The 22,113-nt window shown below is 38.9% G+C and carries 14 protein-coding genes; all 14 read left to right on the plus strand.

Going from position 1 to position 22,113, the window contains the following annotated elements; genetic code table 11:
* Nucleotides 1-111 precede the first annotated feature (111 nt).
* Nucleotides 112-1,602, plus strand: coding sequence for a sulfatase-like hydrolase/transferase (locus FNH22_RS11930; RefSeq protein ID WP_143398604.1), 1,491 nt, complete (start codon nucleotides 112-114; stop codon nucleotides 1,600-1,602).
* Between the two features lie 100 nt (nucleotides 1,603-1,702).
* Nucleotides 1,703-2,047, plus strand: a complete 345-nt coding sequence (locus FNH22_RS11935; protein ID WP_143398605.1) for a hypothetical protein — start codon at nucleotides 1,703-1,705, stop codon at nucleotides 2,045-2,047.
* 129 nt (nucleotides 2,048-2,176) lie between these two features.
* Nucleotides 2,177-2,758: an RNA polymerase sigma factor gene (locus FNH22_RS11940; protein ID WP_143398606.1), complete on the plus strand. Its 582-nt coding sequence runs from the start codon at nucleotides 2,177-2,179 to the stop codon at nucleotides 2,756-2,758.
* 62 nt (nucleotides 2,759-2,820) lie between these two features.
* Nucleotides 2,821-3,801, plus strand: coding sequence for a FecR family protein (locus tag FNH22_RS11945; RefSeq protein WP_143398607.1), 981 nt, complete (start codon nucleotides 2,821-2,823; stop codon nucleotides 3,799-3,801).
* 87 nt (nucleotides 3,802-3,888) lie between these two features.
* Complete coding sequence (locus tag FNH22_RS11950; RefSeq protein ID WP_143398608.1) at nucleotides 3,889-7,293, plus strand: TonB-dependent receptor; 3,405 nt, start codon at nucleotides 3,889-3,891, stop codon at nucleotides 7,291-7,293.
* 11 nt (nucleotides 7,294-7,304) lie between these two features.
* On the plus strand, nucleotides 7,305-8,942 hold the full coding sequence (locus FNH22_RS11955) for a RagB/SusD family nutrient uptake outer membrane protein (RefSeq protein ID WP_143398609.1): 1,638 nt from the start codon (nucleotides 7,305-7,307) through the stop codon (nucleotides 8,940-8,942).
* A 151-nt stretch (nucleotides 8,943-9,093) separates the two neighbouring features.
* Entirely contained in the window at nucleotides 9,094-9,339 is a 246-nt protein-coding gene (locus FNH22_RS11960; RefSeq protein ID WP_143398610.1) for a hypothetical protein, read from the plus strand.
* Between the two features lie 2 nt (nucleotides 9,340-9,341).
* The gene (locus FNH22_RS11965; RefSeq protein WP_143398611.1) at nucleotides 9,342-11,729 is read left to right on the plus strand and encodes a glycoside hydrolase N-terminal domain-containing protein; all 2,388 of its coding nucleotides are present in this window, start codon (nucleotides 9,342-9,344) and stop codon (nucleotides 11,727-11,729) included.
* A gap of 30 nt (nucleotides 11,730-11,759) precedes the next feature.
* Nucleotides 11,760-13,157 (plus strand): sulfatase-like hydrolase/transferase, encoded by a 1,398-nt coding sequence (locus FNH22_RS11970; RefSeq protein WP_143398612.1) that lies wholly within the window; start codon nucleotides 11,760-11,762, stop codon nucleotides 13,155-13,157.
* A gap of 9 nt (nucleotides 13,158-13,166) precedes the next feature.
* Nucleotides 13,167-14,363, plus strand: coding sequence for a hypothetical protein (locus tag FNH22_RS11975; protein ID WP_143398613.1), 1,197 nt, complete (start codon nucleotides 13,167-13,169; stop codon nucleotides 14,361-14,363).
* Between the two features lie 89 nt (nucleotides 14,364-14,452).
* The gene (locus FNH22_RS11980; RefSeq protein WP_143398614.1) at nucleotides 14,453-15,385 is read left to right on the plus strand and encodes an alpha/beta hydrolase; all 933 of its coding nucleotides are present in this window, start codon (nucleotides 14,453-14,455) and stop codon (nucleotides 15,383-15,385) included.
* A gap of 122 nt (nucleotides 15,386-15,507) precedes the next feature.
* Nucleotides 15,508-17,034, plus strand: coding sequence for a sialate O-acetylesterase (locus FNH22_RS11985; RefSeq protein ID WP_143398615.1), 1,527 nt, complete (start codon nucleotides 15,508-15,510; stop codon nucleotides 17,032-17,034).
* A gap of 88 nt (nucleotides 17,035-17,122) precedes the next feature.
* On the plus strand, nucleotides 17,123-19,966 hold the full coding sequence (locus tag FNH22_RS11990) for a T9SS type A sorting domain-containing protein (RefSeq protein ID WP_143398616.1): 2,844 nt from the start codon (nucleotides 17,123-17,125) through the stop codon (nucleotides 19,964-19,966).
* Nucleotides 19,967-20,168: 202 nt separating this feature from the next.
* On the plus strand, nucleotides 20,169-22,113 hold a 1,945-nt coding region (locus FNH22_RS11995; protein ID WP_185154195.1), incomplete at its 3' end, for a discoidin domain-containing protein.

A 22,113-nucleotide genomic window follows, 5' to 3' on the forward strand; every position in this document is an offset into this window, starting at 1 on the left:
GAACGGCTTATGAAAAATTCAGGGTTAAGCATATGAAATTATATGCTGATCGTCAGGAGAAAAGAGTATTGAATGAGGGCTGAAACTAAATACAGACAGAATTAAAATAGTATGATAAAGATAAACATTAGCTCTATTTCAGTATTCGTTATACTCGGGTTAGTGAGTGTATGTTGCAGGCCTGCGGGTAAGGAAGAAACGGAGAAAAGAGAAAAGCGTCCCAACTTTTTATTTGTGTTGGTAGATGATCAATCCCCGTTTGACTTGAAAACATATGATCCAAAATCCAGCCTGGAAACGCCCAATATAGACCGGCTGGCCCAGGAAGGGATAGTGTTTGAAAGTGCCTACCACATGGGTTCATGGAGTGGGGCAGTTTGTACCCCGTCCCGCCATATGATAATGACTGGCCGCACGCTTTGGCATTTGCCTTCATACAGACAATTTAAAAACCCAAATGAGCCTGATAGTCTGGAGAAGCAGTCCATGGCAGCCGTTTTTAATAGAGAAGGGTACAAAACCATGCGTACCTGTAAAAAAGGTAATTCCTATGCAAAAGCAAACGAGCAGTTTACTGTCGTAAAAGATGCCACCAAGCGGGGAGGAACAGAAGAAACAGGAAGTGCCTGGCATGCCAAACAAGTACTCAACTATTTGAGTGAACGCAAAGAAACGAAGGAAACCAACCCATTTTTGATCTATTTTGGTTTTTCACACCCGCATGATATCCGTGACGGTACTCCTGAACTTCTGGCAAAGTACGGAGCAGTAAACCATACCGATACATCAAGCCTGCCCCCGGCCAATGCCAAACAACCTCCGCTGCAGGATAATTACCTCCCCGCACATCCCTTTTTTCATGGTCATCCGGAGCTTAGGGATGAAGAACGGGTAAGTGGTGTATGGAAAAACAGGGACGAACAGACCGTACGCAACGAACTCGGGCGTGAGTACGCCTGCTCAGAAAATATTGACATACAAATAGGCAAAGTGCTTAACAAACTCGAAGAAATGGGCGAACTGGATAATACCTACATTATCTACACGTCCGATCATGGCATGTCCATCGGGCGACATGGACTCATGGGAAAACAGAACCTGTATGAACATACATGGCGTGTGCCTTTCATTATTAAGGGCCCGGGAATAGCTTCAGGCAAACGGGTAAAGGGTAACGCCTATTTGCTGGATGTACTACCTACTTTATGTGATCTGGCCGGAATCAAGATCCCGACTACAGTGGAAGGCGCTAGTCTTAAACCTGTCATAAATGGAGAAAAAGAAACGGTAAGGGAAGTGATGTATGGTGTTTATTCCGGGGGTACAAAACCTGGAATGCGGAGTGTGAAAAAAGGAGACTGGAAATTAATCAAGTATGATGCTATGGATGGGGCAGTGCGTGAGACCCAGCTTTTCAATTTAGCAGAAAACCCACATGAGTATCTGCCCGAGCATGGTAAATCCGGAGAAATGGAAACTAACCTGGCCAGTAACCTGAAATACGCCAACAAGTTGGCTGAAATGGAGGCGCTATTACTCCAACAAATGGTGCAACATGACGATCCGTACAGACTGTGGGATCAAACAGCACAAGACGATTAGATAGGTAAAAGAAATGATTTGTAAAGCTTACTATGTGAGATTTGTTATTGGGAAATTGAGCAACATAGGCTTAGCACAAATAAAAAGATCCTTTTTGTTTGTGCCAATTCTGATAGTCGGTACAGCTACTGCCCAGCAACTTAAGCCGGCCAATCTCTTCTATGACCACATGGTCTTACAGCGAAAGCAAGCTGTACCTATCTGGGGCACAGCATCTCCAAAAGAAAAAATCACCCTGACTTTTGCAGGACAAACCAAAGAGACCAAAGCAGGTAGCGATGGAAAATGGATGATCCAGCTAGATCCGTTGCAAACATCCAATAAAGGGCGTGAAATGACATTCTCTGGAAAAAATGAGGTCATCATTTCGGATATCCTGGTAGGTGAAGTTTGGATTTGCTCAGAACAATCTAAATGGGTATCCTTTAGACTGAACTTGAAATAGTTATATGGACACACCTGTGCACGTGTTATATTTATCAAAAGTTGCTACCTTTTATTTTCATAAATCATGTCATTTGTTTTAGATACATAATAATGGTCAAATTTTTTTCTAATATAATTTTGGTATCTGATGAGGACTGAGAACGAATCGCGTCTGATAATCTTACTTAAGAAAGGTGACAGTCGAGCCTTCGAGCAGATATATAACCTCTATTGGGAATCTCTCTATGCTATTGGATGCAATAGATTGCAATCCCAGGCCGAGGTTGAGGACGTTATTCAGGAGCTGTTCACCGGTATCTGGAATAAAAGACAATCTCTCGAAATTCGTGACGGTCTCAAAGTATATATATATACGGCGATGAAGTACAAGGTGATAGACCATATTCGTAAAAGGAAGCTGAATCAGGTGAATTTAGATCACGCCCAATCTACCTGTTGGGTTTCGACCAATAACACCTCAGAGGTACTTTCATTTAATGAGCTTTATGGCAGATTCAAAGTTGGCATTGAAAATTTGCCCGATCGCTGCAAGCTTGTTTTTAAGATGAGTCGTGAAATGGACATGTCTTCCGACGAAATAGCCAAGGAATTGGACCTCTCTAAGCGAACTGTTGAAACTCAAATTTATAAGGCACTTAAATATTTGAGAAAGGACTTAAGTGACTATACGGTTATTTTTTTAATTGCTCTATTATCTCTCTTCTTCTAGTTTTTTAAAAAAATGTTAATTCTGGATACGTAAGTGGCGCTCATATTACGACTTTTTTATTAATGAGTCGAAAAGTTACGAAAAACCAACTTGAACTACTTGCTGATAAAGTGCTGAAAGGCACTGCGACAGAACAGGAACAGGAGCAGCTAAACACCTGGTATCAATCGTTTGATGATCACAAAGTTTTGCTTTTTACGGATGAATCCCCAAGGGAGTTGCAGCTGAGGTTGTTGAATAGGATTAACGCTGACCTGCGTACCGACCTCAAGCCGGATAGAAGACAGAACAAGAGCTTTTTGAAATTGGCGGTCGCCATATCATTGATTTTTGTTTCAATAGCTTGCTTGTACTTAACCTTTGATAAAGATCCTGAAAAGTTTGGCTCGGAAGCATTCATTTTTTCAGAGTCAAAGAATACTCAGTGGGGGCAGAAAAAAGTGGTCAAACTTCCAGATGGAACAGTTGTCAAACTTAATTCAGGAACCAGCATAAAATATCCTCAGAACTTTCAAGTCGACAAGAGGCAAGTAGAATTATCAGGTGAAGCCTTTTTTGATGTGGCCCATGATGAAACGAGACCTTTCGTAATTAATGCGGGCGATATTGCTGTGAAGGTTTTAGGTACTTCATTCAACGTCAGGTCCTATTCGGAGGAATCGGAAATTGATGTAATGGTCATGACCGGTAAGGTCAGGGTCATCAAAAGTGAGACAGATGAATCTGTCACTCTTTTACCTGATCAAATGGCAACATACTTCCCTTTGTCAAAGACGTTGGAAAGGAAATCGATACCGGATAAGGATGCCGTTTTTGGGTGGATTGATGGAAATTTGGTTTTTCGCGATCAAGATTTTCAGACAGTTATCAGGACACTCTCAAGATGGTATGGTGTGCAGTTTAGGGTAAGTGATGACCTTTTTCTGACCAAAAAGATTACTGCTAATTTCAGTAATGCCTCACTAAAAGAAGTAATGAAAATATTGTCCCACAATTATGAATTTCGATTTAAAATAAAAGAAAAAATTGTTGAGATAAATTGATAATGAAAAAGCTGAGTGTGCTTTTGGGGAAAAGGGCTCAGCTTTTTTTGAATAACAAGTTTTAGAATAAACCAAAACCTGAAATATATGAATGTAAAATTACGAAAAATTATCTTGAACATGACCAAATCGACGATATATGCAACGATTTTTTGCTGTTCCCTCACTATAACATTTGGTTCAGATTCAGCGGCCCAGCGCAAGCAGCTCAATGAAATTGATATCAATTTAAATTATCAGGGCTCGAATCTTTTGGAATTGATAGAGGAGATAGAAGAGGTTTCTGAGTTTTCCTTTGCGTACTCTAAAAAGGAGTTGTCCAAAAAATCAGTTTCAATTAAAGATGGTATTTGGAAGATGAGTGACTTGATGCGCAGCATTTCATTACAGTCGCATACTTCAATAAGGAGAGTGAATGAGACTATTTCTTTGAAAGGCTTAAAATCTGATCTGCCTGTGCCTAATGTCTACGAAGAAATTACTCCCGATGTGATCATTACTGGAAAAGTCACTGATGAAAATGACGAAGGCCTGCCTGGCGCTACAGTTCTGGAAAAGGGTACTAATAACGGGACTATTACAGATGTGAGCGGTAATTATACGCTTAAAGTTTCAGATGATGCCATTTTGGTTATTTCATTTGTGGGATATGACGACGTGGAGGTGCCTCTGGCTGGAAGGGTTGTTATTGACGTAGAGATGACCACGAACATTGAAAGCTTGCAGGAGGTAGTTGTTCTAGGATATGGAGTCACGGTAAAGAGAGAAGATTTGACAGGGGCAGTATCAAGTGCCGATTTGGATCAGGTAAATGATTTTCCTAACGTATCTATTGTACAGGCGCTTCAAGGTAGAGTTGCTGGTCTTAATATTGGTGCCACCCAAACAGCGGGACAAAACCCTGTAATATCTGTCAGGGGGCAAAGCACTTTATCTAGTGGAAATGCTGCCAATGCCCCTCTTATCGTTTTAGACGGGATTATTTATAGAGGAAATCTTGTTGATTTGAACCCTGCTGATATTGGATCAATAGATGTATTGAAAGATGCGAGTTCTGCCGCTATCTATGGTTCACAGGCTTCTAATGGAGTCATATTGATTACTACGAAAAAAGGAAAAATATCGGTTAAGCCAACCATTGAGTACAATGCAAGTTATTCTATTCAGTCTCCAACAAGTAGTGCTTTTGTCCCCATGCAGGCAGCAGAATACGAAGAATTTTATCAGGATATATTTTGGGCAGAAGGAGGTCGATTAGGGCCTGACTTTCTGGAAGTAGACCCTGATTATGTTTGGCAAGGTAATTTTAAAACAAATGAAATAGCCCAAGGTTATGCCGATGGGATCGATACACCTTGGTGGGACTTGTTTACAGCAGACCCATTTGTTAATACCCACAATATAAGTATTCGTGGTAAAACAGAAACTATTGATTATTTTGTGTCAGGTGGTATTACCGATCAAAAAGGCTTCTTGAAAAACGATGAATATACGCGATACAATTTTAGGGCCAATATTGATATGCAAATTACTGATTGGTTAAAAATTGGGACGCAGAGCTTCCTATCCATAGGAGATTATTCGGGAGTAGATGCTGGGTTTAATACACCATTTAAGTTACAGCCTTGGGCGCCAATTAGAGATGGCAATGGAGAAATCATCCCTCAACCAGAAGGATTTGTACTGAACCCTTACCTTACTATTGCTCAAGATGATTCAAATATTGACAAAAACTACTTTAGTCTCTTATATGCAGATATAGAACTGCCATTAAAAGGGCTCTCTTACCGGGTTAATTACTCTAATAACTACAGAACCCAGAATACTTATCGATTTAATCCTTCCGGAAATGGATTTACAGGTAGTGGGTTCAAAGATTACGGTGAATCATGGGACTGGACGTTTGATAATATTTTAACCTACAAAAAAACGTTTAAACAAGACCATAACTTTAATGCTACGCTCTTATACGGTGTTGAAAACAGGAATATAAATTCTTTTAGAGCAACAGGTAATCAATATGACGTTGATCTTTTAGGATATGATTTTTTAGAAGCAGGAGATCCTCTTCAAAATGAAATTGAGTCAGAGAAGGAGGTAGAAAGTAGCTTATACACCATGGCCAGGTTGTTATATGATTATAAGAACAAATATTATTTTACAGGAACTGTTAGAAGAGATGGTTTTTCCGGCTTTGGTTCCAATGATAAAACGGCTGTATTTCCAACAGTAGCACTGGGTTGGGTTATAAGCAATGAAAGCATGTTTAAAGATACTCCCTGGTTGGATTTTCTTAAACTAAGAGGTTCTTACGGCCAAACCGGAAGAAGAGGCATTGATCGTTATAGTACGCTTGGTGAAACGGAGAGAGAAGCCGATTACGTATTTGGTGATGGAAGTCAATCCTTTCTAGGTCAAGAAAATATAAGTCTTCCAAACAATGAACTAACTTGGGAAACAACTACCGGAACAAATTTAGGACTAGACTTTGAGATATTCGATTCTAAAATCAGGGGTAATGTAGAATATTATAACAATAAGACTGAAAATATTCTTTTTGGAATAGATATCCCGTTTGTTACAGGGTTTGAAGATATAAATACTAACATCGCAGAAGTTTCTAATCATGGATTGGAGTTTACACTTTCCAGTACCATAGTAAAAAATGATGATTGGAATTGGGAAGCCTCAGTAAATTTTAGTCGTTATAGAAACAAGATTGAATCTATTTTGGGAGCAGGTGGATTAGAAGGAGATGGACTTGAAGATGATCTTATTGAAGATAATTTGTTTATCGGAGAACCACAAAATGTAATTTACGACTATGAGGTAATCGGTATGTGGCAATTGGCTGATGAGGCCGACGGTTCAATCTGGGCCGGTTTTTTACCCGGAACTTATAAATTGAATGATCTTGATGATAGTGGGGATATCTCTTCTTTAGATGACAGAAAAATAATAGGCTATCGAGATCCAGATTATCGTTTTGGTATTGCCAACACGGTTACTTATAAAAACCTTAGTTTGTACGTTTTTATTAACTCAATCCAGGGAGGCAGTGATTTTTATTATGGTAATGACTCACCACATGCTGGAGTCAATTGGGGTACTTCAGGTACTTTGGCTAGTAATAATGTGCCAAGTGGTGCTTGGGATTATTGGATGCCAGAAAATCCCGATGCTACGTACAGACGTTTGGATGCAGCCTCTTCATTAGGTGGCAATATTTATAATCAAAGAAGTTTTGTTCGCTTACAGGATATTTCTTTATCCTATTCTTTTCCTAGACAAATTCTAGATGCTTTAAAGCTGAGCAGGCTGAAATTATTTGTTTCAGGGAGGAATCTTGCTACTTGGACGAAATGGAACGGCCAAGATCCTGAAACACAAATTACTAATAACAATACCGGGCAAAACATTGCTAATAAGGGTTTTAGTGCTGGAATACCGCTTTTGAAAAGTTATTCAGTGGGTCTAAATGTTGAATTTTAAGCAAAACTAAAATGAAAAATATAGTATATATAGTGTTGTTATGCGTGTTTATCACTGCGTGTGATGAAGAAAAATGGTTGGAAGAAGAAGTTTTTAGCGCGTACACTTCAGATAATTCTTACAGTACGCCCCAGCTTATAGATATTGCTGTGGTACAACTGTACAGGAATATTAGTGATATCCGCTATGGGGATATTAATACTGGTAGCACCTTTGCCTTTCAGTATACAACAGATTGCGGGTATAATTCCCTTAATTTAAACTCTAATCTTAACGGGTGGGGAGATAGTATAGTGCCTGAAAATGGTCAAGTTGAACATTTTTGGGAGAAATATTTTAAAATAATCTATAATGCAAATGTAATATTAAATAGGATCGATGCTGTTGAATATACCTCAGAAGCTGAACGCAATATTAAAATAGGAGAGGCCAAATTTTTTAGGGCCTATGCTTATAGAAGTTTGGTTATTTTGTACGGTGGTGTACCATTGGTATTGGAAGAAATCACTAGCCCAAAAAGGGACTTTGTTAGGGCTTCTGCAGAAGCTGTTTGGGAGCAAATAATTGATGACCTTACAGATGCAACACAATTATTGCCGGAAGCAGATGATGTGGAGCAAGATGGAAGAATAGCCAAAGGCGTAGCATACCATGCATTATCCGAGGCATATATAGTGGTCGAAGATTATCCAAAAGCTATAGCAGCAGCTTCAGAGGTAATAGATAATTTGGGCTATGAGTTAATGAAAGTTCGTTTTGGTACTCGAAGTACTGAGCCAGGCGATGTATATTGGGACCTGTTTCGAAGGGGTAACCAAAATAGAGGTTCAGGTAATACAGAAGCTATTTATGTATCACAATACGAATTTCTTACACCAGGTGGTGAAATTAATGATCTACTTCCTAGGTTCTCATTAGCACAGTATTGGAGATTAACCGGTAATGATGGAGTAAATTTATTCACGGGCCCTACTAAGCGCAATGGTGGTAGAGGTATTGCCTGGTGGTCTCCATCAAATTATGTAATAGATCAAATTTGGGAAAATTCACCAGGAGATATACGCAATTCCGAGTATAATGTTATTCGCGATTTAGTTGTTGATAATCCTGCATCGTCTTATTTCGGTCAAAACATGGTGGAAAGTGGTGCCTTGGATGGTGTAAATATTCCTTTTGGTCGCCGATGGCCTGGTGCTATTTTTGCAAAATGTACACCAATTGATAATTTCCCGGAGGAAGTGGTTGATAACCAAGCTAACAATTCTCATCGCGATCGTTATGTGATGCGCTTGGCAGAAACTTATTTGTTAAGAGCAGAAGCCTACTTACTTAATGGGAATCCTGATGCTGCAGCAAATGATATTAATGAATTAAGGGCCAGATCATCAGCGCCTCTTATAACGGGTGGCGATGTAACTATGGAATTCATTTTGGATGAAAGGGCAAGAGAGTTATTTGTGGAAGAGGAAAGATTACTTACGCTAATGAGAACAGGTACTATTGTAGAACGGGTTCGTCAATTTAACCCGGTGCACAACGGTACTTACGGATCACTACAAATTTTTGACCACCAAAATGTATGGCCAATACCAAATAGGGATATCATTGTGAATTCTGACGCTGTATTAGAACAGAACCCGGATTATTAAATTCCTTATGTTCTTTACTGAAAATATAATGGGTTGGCCTGGAAAGCCTCCCATTCATTTCCTAGAATAAACTCCAGCACTTTGTGAGTTAACGGGTGTCGAACCTCCTTCTAAATTGTCGGGTTCTGACTTGATGCCTTAACTCAAAGATATGAGTACATCTGGGAAAGCGTATCAATTTACAATGGGAGCGCCCAATGGATATGAGATACGTGCAAAAAACATCATTATACCGAATAGAGAAAGGACTAAAACTAATGCAGATCACTCAATGCTTTACTATTTAGAAAAGGACCCTAATGAGTTTAATAATTTAACCGATGACCCAGTTATGCAGGAATTAAGTGAAAAGATTAGTGCTGCTATTTTAAAAAAAATGAGCAAGTATATATTGTGAAAATGAAGTGTCTTTCAATTTGTACCCTGATTTTAGCTGTTTTGCCACAATTTTCCTGTGATACAAAACCTATAGAAAAGGAATTAAACCCCTCATTGGTTTTGTGGTACAACAAGCCTGCTGAAAACTGGACTGAAGCGTTGCCCATTGGAAACGGCAGATTAGCTGGTATGATTTATGGCCGTGTTGAAAATGAAACCATTCAGTTTAATGATGAAACTTTATGGACGGGACAGCCGCATGATTATGCGAACGAAGGGGCGCATAAAGTTTTGGAGGAAATAAGGCAGTTGCTTTGGAACGGTAAGCAAGAGGAAGCTGAGAAATTGGGTAACGAAAAGTTTATGTCGAAACCCTTAGGGCAGATGTGTTATCAGCCTTTTGGTAATGTCTTACTGGATTTTATTGGGCATGAAAGTGCTACTAATTTTCAAAGAAAACTGGACTTGGAAGAAGCCATTTCTTTTGTTACGTATGAAGTTGATGAAGTAAAATTCAAGCGGGAAATTTTTTCCTCTGAACCTGACCAGGCAATAATTATTAGACTGGAATCATCAAAAAACGGCACATTAAATTTTAGTGCTGGATTAGATTCACCTCATGAAAAATATGACGTATTAGTTGATAGAAATGTAATAATTATTAGAGGAAAAGTTAACAATTATCCTAAAAAAAGAGAACGTAAAGGGGCACCTTACCCTGAAAGCAAACTCACTTTTGAGGCAAGATTACAAATAATTAATGAAGGTGGTGAAGTTGTTCAAAACGATAAAACCATAAAAGTAGTTAATGCCAACAGTGCTACCTTAAAATTAGTAGCTGCTACCAGTTTTGTGAATTTTAAAGATATCAGTGGAAATCCATCTAAATGGTGTGAGAAACAGCTCAAAAATATAGAAAACAAGTCATTTTCAGAGTTAAAGGACACGCATGTATACGATTATCAAAAACTATTTAGTCGTGTAGCCTTAGACCTTGGTAAATCTGAAATTTCAAATCGTCCAACCGATAAAAGACTGGTAACTTTTCGGCAAGATGGAGACCCCAGTTTGGTGTCTTTGCTTTATCAATATGGAAGATATTTGCTGATATCATCTTCTAGAGCGGGAACTCAACCAGCAAATTTACAAGGTATTTGGAATGATAAAATTTATCCTTCCTGGGACAGTAAGTACACCATTAATATTAATACCCAAATGAACTATTGGTTGGCAGAGATGACCAATCTTTCAGAACTGGTAGATCCTTTAATTGGTATGGTTGAAGATCTTTCTGAAGCTGGAGAAAAGATAGCAAAAGAGCACTATAATATGGGTGGATGGGTGACACATCACAATACTGATATTTGGCGAGGAGCAGCTCCTATAAATAGATCTAATCATGGTATTTGGCCGGTTGGCGGGGCTTGGTTAAGTCAGCATTTATGGTGGCACTACCAGTTTACTGAGGATGAAGAATATTTGAAAAAAAGAGGGTATCCTGCAATGAAAAAAGCGTCCCGGTTTTTTGTAGAATATTTAGTTCCTGATCCTGAAAACTCGAGTTGGTTAGTGAGTGGGCCAAGTAATAGCCCGGAAAATGGAGGGTTGGTTATGGCACCAACCATGGATCATCAAATTATTCGTAATCTTTTTGCAAATACCATTGAAGCTGCAGAAGTTTTAAGAGTTGATGCTGATTTTGTTAAGAAATTAGAAGAAAGACGTTCAAAAATAGCCCCCAATCAAATTGGTCAGTATGGGCAATTACAAGAGTGGTTAGAAGACAAAGATGATCCTGAAAATGAACACCGTCATGTTTCTCATCTTTGGGGTTTGCATCCGGGCAACGAAATTCATCCATTAACTACTCCTGAATTGGCGGAAGCTTGTAAAGTAACCCTTTCACATCGTGGAGACGGAGGTACCGGATGGTCGCGTGCTTGGAAAATTAATTTTTGGGCAAGACTTTTGGATGGTGACCATTCATTTTTATTACTAAAAAATTTAATGAAACCACCATCAAAAGATGGTGGGTCTATTTACCAAAATAAAGGGGGTTTATACAACAACCTGTTTGACGCACACCCCCCTTTTCAAATAGATGGGAACTTTGGGGCTACTTCCGGAATTACCGAAATGTTGTTGCAGTCACATTTACGTGATGACAATGGTGATTTCTATCAGGATATACTTCCGGCACTTCCATCAGCACTATCTTCTGGTAAAATAGAAGGAATAAAAGGTAAAGGAGGGTTTGAGATTTCTATTACATGGGAAAACGGTCAGTTGGTTCAAGTAGATGTGAAATCCCTTCTCGGAAATAATCTCAACCTGAGGTATTCAGGGAATTTAATTAAGCAAAGTACCAGTCCTGAAAAAATTTATTCATTTCAACTTAAAGATTTCTGAGAGTTTGAGATTAAAAATTTAAAACAAAAAATGAGAAGATTTAAAAGTTTGTTAATAGGCCTATGTATTCAATTAAACACTTGCTTATTATTTGCTCAAAACAATGAAAACAGCTTGCAAAAACAGCCGAATATTATTCTTATCATGGCTGATGATATGGGCTATGAATGTTTAGGTGCAAATGGTGGGGTGTCTTATGAAACTCCGAATCTAGACAGACTATCAGAAAAAGGAATAAAATTTAACTATGCTATTTCGCAACCCTTATGTACGCCTTCAAGGGTTAAAATAATGACAGGCAGATACAACTCTCACAATTATAAAGCATTTGCTTATCTCGATGTTCAGGAACGAACATTTGGGAATGTTTTAAAAGATGTTGGTTATGAAACATGTGTGGTGGGTAAGTGGCAGTTAAATGGTACGAGATCAAAAATTGAATCATCAGAGGAAGCTGAGCTATTGAATCGTCCACATCATTTTGGTTTTGATGAGTACTGTTTATGGGAATTTATAAGTATAAAAGGGGCTAAAACAGGAACAGAATACGGTAGCAGATTTGCCGATCCTCTACTATATCAAAACGGTAAACAATTAAAAGGTTTAGAGGATACTTATGGACCCGATGTGGTAAGCGATTATGCTGTCGATTTTATAAAAAGAAAAAAGGACAAGCCATTTTTTCTTTATTATCCTATGATGTTGGTGCATTCGCCATTTGTTCCAACTCCAGATTCAAAAGAATGGAGTAATAAGAGTTTAAGGTTGAAAAAAGACAATCGTTTTTTTAAAGATATGGTTGAATATACCGATAAAATAGTTCAAAAATTGATTGACGCCGTAGAAGAGCAAGGACTTTCTGATAATACGATTATTATTTTTACGGGTGATAATGGAACTCATATCTCTTTAACGACCCAAACAGTTAATGGTCCATATCCAGGGGGTAAAGGTACCATGGCAGATGGAGGGACCCATGTTCCTATGATTGTTTCTAATCCTTCCAAAATTAAGAAAGGATTTGAGTATAATAGTCTGTTCGAATTCAGCGATTTTGTACCCACATTTGCTGAATTAGCGGGAGCTCCAATTCCTGAAAATATTGACGGAAAAAGCCATTATTCTCTTTTTACAGGACAGAACCAGAAAGAACGTAATACGGTATTTGTTCATTATGACCCTTTAAAACCAGGAGGGAAGGAGCGCTGGTATGGGCGTTTTGTGCGCAATAAACCCTATAAGCTTTATAACGATGGTAGATTTTATAATGTAAGCCAGGACCCAAAGGAAAAAGAGCCCATTCCTGAGGATAAACGTACTAAAAAGGAAAAAAAATTAGTAAAAGAATTTCAAAGTGAGTTAAATAAAGCTCCCGATTTTCATTTCAAACAGCCATCAGCATACAGAAGAAATAAACTTAAGTTTTAAAATAAAAAAATGAAACTATATTTAATTGCAATTATTTTCGCCTTGATTTTTATCAATGCCAATGCTCAAACTGGTTCTGAAAGAAACTCGCTTGTGGGCTCTTGGGGAGTACGCCTAATAGTTGAAGGAGGAGTACAATTGGATAAAGCCAACTCATCTGGCGATTGGGTAAAAGGGGCACAGGATATTGTGGATAATCTCCCAACAGTTGGCCACGTGTTTACAAACTTCACGCATCGTGCCCATGGCTACTGGTTTACCTTAAGGGATAATCCTTATGTAGATGTTGCCAAGGAAATCCATCCTGAATTTGTGCCTTCTCTTGAAAATGAAAAAATAATTCTGGATGTAATTGACGTATTACATAAGGGAGGAAAAAAAGTAATTCTTTACATCGCTACCGATGGGCCTTCAGCAAGATCGGGTACAAAAGACAATGCGGAATATAAGGCAGCTTGGGAAAACTATTACAACACAAAATTTGATGGTGATGAAGGTTTGGCCTACCGTACTTTATGCAAAGGTTTTATCGAAAGGTTTAAAGGTTTGGCAGATGGATATTGGCTGGATCATGTGGGCGGAATTGCTGGTGAATTAGCAGATTTTATTAACATGATTAGAGAGGTAGATCCAACTGTTATGATAGCCTCTAATGGCATAGTGGAAAATGAGCGTTCGAATAGATCAAAATATTTCAAAGATAAAAATGGAGATTATTTGGAAGTGGACTCAGACGGAACAAATGACCCGAATGATAGAAATTATAGAATAAGGTCTTTTGATATAGATGATCCCTATACTGATTTTACCTCTGGTCACCCAACTCCTTTAGCCTGGGGGGCACCACCCAACTCATGGGCATATGAAGAGTTTACATTTCCTGAAATAGTAGACGCAATGGCAAGCTATGACCCAACCAAACATAATGTAAAGCACGCCTGGATGCCAATGCGAATGAAATGGACAAGCCCAAAGGCTGATTTGATGTTTGATGTAGAACAAGCCTATCGTTTTGTGCGGACTTTAACTGATGCAGGTTGTGCTATTACCTGGGGAAATACACAAACAAATGGTTCTATTACAAAAGAAGAAATGGACATTATGAAGGAAATAGACAAGAGATTAAGAATGAAACCAATGCCTGAATATATGCCATATAAAAGGCCTTCTGGAGCAAAATTGGTCGGAGAAACAAAAACTAAATGATGAAGCGCTGAACATAAACGAGTAAAAGGAAAAGTCTTGTAAATCGTACAGACTGGTACTTAGTAGCTTCTACAAATAAAAATTAGATTATGAGAAACACCTGTATCCTTAAATATAACCAACTTACGCTTTTGTCATTAGTTTGTTTATTCACGTTCAACAATCATACATCTGCTATAAGCTTAGAAAGAGCTAAACCTGTTGATATTTCTAACGAAAATCCAACGGAATGGGTGTTTAAGCAAGTAGACGGCAAAGAGCTTAAAATGTCAGTTTTTTTACCGGATAATTATGCTGATTCGGAGAGGGAATTTCCTTGTATCTTATTTTTTCATGGTGGAGGCTGGAAGGGGGGGAAGCATAGTTGGCATTTTCCCGATTGCAGATATTGGAGTAAAAGGGGGGTGGTTGCAGTTTCCGTTGATTACCGGCTAAAAGACAGGGACAGTGTTGAGGTTCCCTTGGAATGTGTCAAAGATGCCAAATCTGCTGTTCGTTTTCTTCGGGCAAACGCAAACGAATTAAAAATTGATACCGAAAAAATCGTTTGCGCCGGTGCTTCAGCCGGTGGACAGTTGGCTGCTGCTACTGCTATGATAACTGATCCTAAAAGTAATGATGATGTTTACAATCTCTCAATTTCTTGTATTCCCAATGGCCTTATCCTTTATAACCCATATTTCAAATGTGAGGAATGGCTTTCTCCAAAACACCATATTGTGGAAGGTTTGCCTCCTACCATAATCTTTTCGGGAGGAGCAGATCCTGTAGTACTGGAACAGGAAATGGTCGATTTTAATAATTCTGTCAAACAAGCAGGTAATATATCTGAATTATATATTGGGAAAAATAGAAGACATGGGTTTTGCATTGGAATAAAAAAAACGAACCGCTTTTTTTATTGGTCACTCGAGCTGGCAGATCAATTTTTGTCAAAACAGGGTATTCTTTCCGGAAAGCCAATGGTAGAACGTCCTGATGGAGTACTACCGCTTAAAGAAGAGGAATTTTCTAGATATTAAATCATGATTCTGTCACATTAATTAAGAATTCAATAATTCTTGCAATAACATCGAAATGGTTTTTGTATGATTTTTTCAAAATATGAGTTTAAGTATTATAAATAAAAATTAAAAGGAGATAAGTGAAAATTATATATTTTATACTATTTTTTTTAGTTACAATCGGGGTAAACGCACAAACAAGGTTACCTGATATTTTATCCGACAATATGTGTTTGCAACAGTCGGCTGAAGTACAAATATGGGGTTGGGATACACCAGGCCAAAAAGTGGTCGTTGATCCATCGTGGGGTAAGCATTCGCAAACTATAACCGGTGAAGATGGCAGTTGGCTGATACGTATTACAACACCAAAAGCCGGAAAAACAGGTAGAATAAAAGTAACAGGGTCTACACAGCAAACCATTGAAAATATTGCATTTGGTGAGGTTTGGCTTTGTTCCGGACAGTCGAACATGGAAAGGGAATTAGGCCTTCGTAAAGGGCAAAAACCTATTGTCAATTTTTGGGAAGAAGCTAAAAAGGCAAACTATCCAAAAATACGCATGTTCAAGGTTGCTACTGTAGCTTCGCAAATTCCATTGAGTAATTGCCAGGGAAAATGGGTGGTGTGCAACCAAAAAACCGTATTTGACTTTTCGGCTGTAGGGTATTTTTATGCGCAGGCGCTTCACGAAAGCCTGTCTGTCCCAGTTGGCCTAATTCAATCATCCAGAGGAGGAACACCCGCTGAAGCATGGACACCAGAAGAAGGTATCGACGAGAAGTTGCGTGAGAAGTTTAAAACCTTGGAAACAAGCTTTCAACTTGATAGCAATTACTATAGAACAGCACTAGATAATTATAAAAATGGGCTTATAGAGGAATCTCCTGACATGCCAGAAAGTGTTAGCCTGCTCAGAAACAAATACAAAAAGTTATCGGTGTTGTATAATGGCATGATTTCGCCTTTAACCAACTACACCATAAAAGGTGTCATTTGGTATCAGGGTGAAGCAAATGTTCCGAGCTGGAAAACGTATAAAACACTGTTCCCAAATATGATATCGAGTTGGCGAGAGAAATGGGGTATTGGTGATTTTCCGTTTTATTTTGTGCAAATACCTCCTCACAATTACGGCGATAAATATGGAATGCCATTTGGGGTGCCAAAAATTGTCGAAGCTCAGTGTGAAGCTTTAAAACTACCAAATACAGGAGTAGCGGCTACACAAGACATAGGTACATTTTATGATATTCATCCGCCGCATAAAAAGGAGGTGGGTCGCCGCTTATCTTTAATTGCCCTGCACAAAACGTATAATAAAACAGATATTGTTTATGCCGCTCCTTTTTTAAGTTCATACAAAAACCAAGGCGAGGACATTGTTCTTCAAATTGAAACACCAGGTTCCGAATTGTACTTATTGTCTGCAGCAATTGGAGGGATTTGGGCTTTCCATATCGCCGGCGAGAATAAAATTTTCTATCCAGCTAAGGTCAGGCAGGATGGCAATAAAATACGACTAAACTCACCCAAGGTGAAACATCCGGTAGCGGTGCGTTACAACTGGGCGAACAATGCAAACGCAACAATTTACAACAAACAAGGATTGCCTGCGCTTCCTTTCCGGACAGATGACTGGGACGAGTTTTTTTATGGTGAGTGAGGTTTAGGTTAAAAAGAATAGGAAACGAGTTTTCCGTATATGGATGGCTTTTGACAGAAATATGAAATACATGCTTTAAAACCAAATTATGATGAAAAACTTACAAAAATTGATACTTTTTTTTCTGGAAAACAGGCTGTTTTCACGCATGAAAGCCGTTGTTTTATTAGCTTTTTTGATCATTTGTTCTGACTCGGCAAACGCACAGACCTCAGAGGTAGAATGGATGGAAGGCTCTTGGGGTGTTCGCTTAATTATTAGAGGCGGAAAAGACTTAGATACTTTTGTGGCTAATGGTTATGACTATGTTGAAGCAGCCAGGCAGATAGTTAGAGATTATCCTAATATAGGCCACGTAATGACAAATTTAACCAATAACGCCAATAGTAGTTTATATACATTACGACAAAATAATTATATAGATATAGCGAATGAAATACATCCGGATTTTGTCCCAAGCCTAGAGAATGAACAAGTAATTTTTGATGTCATACAAGTCTTTAGAGATGCAGGAATTAAAGTCATTCTATACATAAATCACTGGCCTAATATGGGCGAAGGGTCAGCGGCACAAATAGCCGGTTGGGAAAATTTCAAAACCGCAAGAGGTTTAGGTAACTACGACGCTTTTAATCTATTAATGCGAGGTTTTCTAGAGCGTCTTGATGGTTTAGTAGATGGCTATTGGATTGATAAAATTGGTGGAGCGGACTCATCTATTCCACCCAAATCAATATTTATTAATCAGATTACAGAAACGAACCCTAACGCTGCGCTTGGTGTCAATTTTAGGAAGAGTTATTTCTCTGGTATAACCGTTGACTCAGATGGACCTGATGAAAGAGATCCAGATAATTATAAAGTCATAAAATATGAAGCCAATGATATATGGTCTCATTTTACAGCAGGTCATGTTACTTCCATAGGTGGACAAAAAGCACCATCAAATTCATGGGGTTATGATGAATTTACAGTTCCGGACATGGTAGAATCTCCGCTATCAGTACATCCTGAAACAGGTAGAGTAATTGTAAAACATATGTTTGCTCCCATTCGTCGACGTTGGTCCCAAGCTACGGAACCATTAATGTACGATAAGGACCAAGCCTACAGATTTGTGAAAAGAATTGTCGATGCCGGAGCAGCGATTACATTTTCGACAACAATCACCGCTGGTGGATTGGCTACCCCAGATGAAGTAGAGGTATTAAAACATGTAAGTTCTCAATTGGCGGCTAATGCTGATTACGTGCCTTATGTAAGACCTGAAGGCGCTTTTTTAGTGGGTGAAACAGCACCTGATTACCGTCAGTACATTGATTTTCGAGAGTTACCAGAAAAAGACGTGAATGAAGCCGATTTTTCGCCTGCTTCAGCCAGTTCAGGAGCGCCAATAACTTACACGAGTTCAGACACCAGTGTGGCCATTGTTGTAAACAACCTGATTCGTTTGCAAGGTGCCGGTACTACCACTATCACGGCATCTCAAGGTGGAAATGATACTTTCGCAGCAGCAGAGGATGTGACAAGACAGTTGACTGTTACGGGTGAAGATAGAAACTTTGCCCTAGGTGGTATAGCAACCCAATCTAGAACAATAGGGCATGCTGTAGCTTCACGTGCTATTGATGGCAATACAAACGGAAGCTTTCGTGAACGTTCTGTAACGATCGCAGCAGGTCCTAATGCATGGTGGGAAGTAGACCTGGGTGATACACATAGAATTACTGACATCATTGTTTTTAACCCCATAAGTAGATATCGTAGGAGGAGATCATCTAATTTCACAGTTTCTGTTATTAATAGTAGTGGTACAGTAACCTATTCACAAAGAATTACTGGTAGGTCTAACCCTTCTGTATCAATAGATGCTGGAGGCGTTCTTGGGCAAACTATTAGAGTGGAATCGAACCTTTGGCGTCCTTTAAGTTTAGCTGAAGTACAAATCTTTGGAAAAGAATTTTCAAAATTTGATCAAAGAATTACATTCTCTTCCATACCAGAAAAAGAATTAGGGGATGATGATTTTGATCTTGACGCAACGGCTAGCTCTGGATATAATGTTTCATATACCAGCACCAATACTGATGTTGCAACTATTGAAGATGGGAAGATTCGTATTATAGCTGCTGGTACTTCTGATATAATAGCCTCTCAAGCGGGAGATGATATTTATAATCCTGCGCCCGATGTAATTCGCGTATTGACTGTTGTTAAAAAGAACCTTGCCTTAAACGGTACAGCGACTCAATCTACAACATTGGGTGTTGCTGAAGCATCACGAGCTATTGATGGTGACACCAATGGAAACTTTGGAAGTAATTCTGTATCGGCTGCGGCAGGGCCTAATGCCTGGTGGGAAGTAGATCTTGGTAACAATTATAGCATTGCCGACATAACTATTTTTAACAGAACGAATAATTGTTGTATCAGTAGATTATCTGATTTTACAGTATCCGTTATCGATAGTAGTGGAGCTATAACATACACAGAAACGATTACTACTGCGCCTACTCCTTCTATAACACTAGCTGCTGGAGATGCTGTTGGACAGATTGTTAGAATTCAATCGAACCTAACCAGTACCTTAAACTTAGCAGAGGTTCAAGTTTTTGAAAGTGGATCTACCAGTTTACCAATAAATTCAGCAAGAACAAGTTCAGGGAAAACGACGCTTGGTGTGGAAACCTCAGACGCTGATGACGTAATTTATGTCTATCCCAATCCAGTAACCGATATCCTTAACGTTAAAATTAGCGGTTCAAAAACGGTTCAGTTGGATATAGTCAATTACGCTGGAAAAAGAGTGCTTTCTCAAGATATCAAAGAGGCGAGTGCAGTTGTTGATTTAAGTAACCTCTCTTCTGGGATATACATCCTTAAAGTAACAGATGGACAGCAAGTGCAAACCAAGAAAATAATTAAAAAGTAAAATATGGATAAGACACCGACGATTAAAACTGTCGGTGGTTCTTATTTAAAATGAACCCCTGTCAAGTCATACAAACTTTGATATCGGACTTGAAGAAAATTTGCCTTCAGAACATAAATTTTCTTATAACTGCTGGCCTAAGAAACAACCAATCAATTGAATATGAATATAATTTTTACTCAAACTTTAAACCAACACGATTATGAAAGAAATTATTTTACTACGAGATGCTTTTTTTGAAAGTAGACTTATTTCACAAATGAAAAAAGCAATGACCTTATTATTCATTCTTATTGCTTTTACAGTATCCGCGCAACAACCCGAAACCGATTGGTTGGCAGGGGAGTGGGGTGTAACCTTCCCTATTTACGGAGGTGCTAGGCTTAACACAGAAATAAACAATTACAATCCAGATTATGTAGCTGGCGCACAGGAAATAGTTGATGAGTTGCCTGCTGTAGGTCATGTAATCACCAATCTGACCAACTTTGCAAATTCTCATTATTTTACGCTAAGTGCTAATGCCAACGTAGATGTTGCTAACGAAATACATCCAAGCGTTGTCCCTAATGCAGCTAATGATCAAATTATTTTTGACGTCTTACAAGTTTTTAAAGATGCAGGTAAAAAAGTAATTTTATATATATCAAGTCAATACTTTGAAAGAGCATCTGATGAAGTTCAAGCGGCTTGGGTAGCATATTATACAAATAATTTTGGAGGTGACGAATATGCAGCCTATAGAGATTTTATACAGGGTTTTATTCTAAGTGTAAAAGATTATGCCGATGCATACTGGTTGGATACTGTAGGGAAACTTGCCTCTAACGGTCCTGATTATGTTGCCATGATAAAGGCAGCTGATCCAGGAGCAGTTGTTACTATCAATTCTAACAAAAAATACATCACACTAAACGGAGCTGAAATTCAAGTAGAATCAGATGGTATAAATGATACTGATCCTGCAACTTATAGAGTAGTAGTACACGAACCACGAACTGACACACAGGATTTTTCACATGGTCATGTCTCACCTGTTGGTGATGCCCCTACAAACTCTTGGGCTTACGAAGAGTTTACCATACCAAATATGGTTGAAGACCCATATTTTACGCTATTTGACCGACCTAGATTAAAACACGCATGGTTTCCTACCAGGGAAAGATGGCACTTACCAAATAGGCTTTTGCTTTATGATACAGAACAAGCCTATAGATTTGTAAGAAGAATTACCGATGCAGGTGCATCAGTGACTTGGGCTACAACTACAGATCCTGGCCCCCTTCATCCAGCTGCCGCTCAATGGGGTTATACGACAGCAGGACATATGATGCCGGATGAAATGGCTATCATGAAGGAGATAAATAACCGAATGTTAATGAGTACAAAGCCAGATTACGTGCCTTATGTACGACCTGCAGGAGCTTTGCTAGTAGGTGAAACAGCACCTAATTACTACCAACATATTGACTTTCAGTCGTTAACAGATAAGCAAGTGGGTGATCCAGACTTTTTTCCTTTTGCATATGCGAGTTCCGGAGCCCCGGTTACGCTTACCAGTTCAAACCCTAATGTGGCTACCATTGTAAACAATAAAATTCGTATTCAAGGAGAGGGTACTACAAATATAACGGCTTCACAAGGGGGAAATTCAACATTCGCAGCTGCATCAAATGCAGTAAGACAGTTAACGGTTACTAGTGGAGGAGGAACGGGCAACGTAAACCTTGCCTTAAATGGAACAGCAACACAATCCACAACATTAAATGGTGGTGTAGCGTCACGTGCCATTGATGATAATACCGCAGGAAACTTTGGCTCAGGTAATGGTTCGGTAACGGCTGCTCAAGGGCCTAATGCCTGGTGGGAAGTAGACCTTGGCGATAATTATAGCATTGATAATATCAATGTGTTTAACAGAACAGATGCTTGTTGTAAAAGTCGCTTATCTGATTTCACGATATCTGTTATCAATAGCAGTGGTACTACAACCTATACACAAACCATTACAACTGCACCCAACCCTTCTGTAACCCTGGACGCTGGTGGTGCTATTGGTCAGGTTGTTAGAATACAATCCAACCTTACCACTACATTGAACCTCGCAGAAGTAGAGGTATATGGATCTCAATCAAATACAAATACCA

The organism is Fulvivirga sp. M361 (assembly GCF_007097395.1).
In the GTDB taxonomy this organism is placed as follows: Bacteria; Bacteroidota; Bacteroidia; order Cytophagales; family Cyclobacteriaceae; genus Fulvivirga.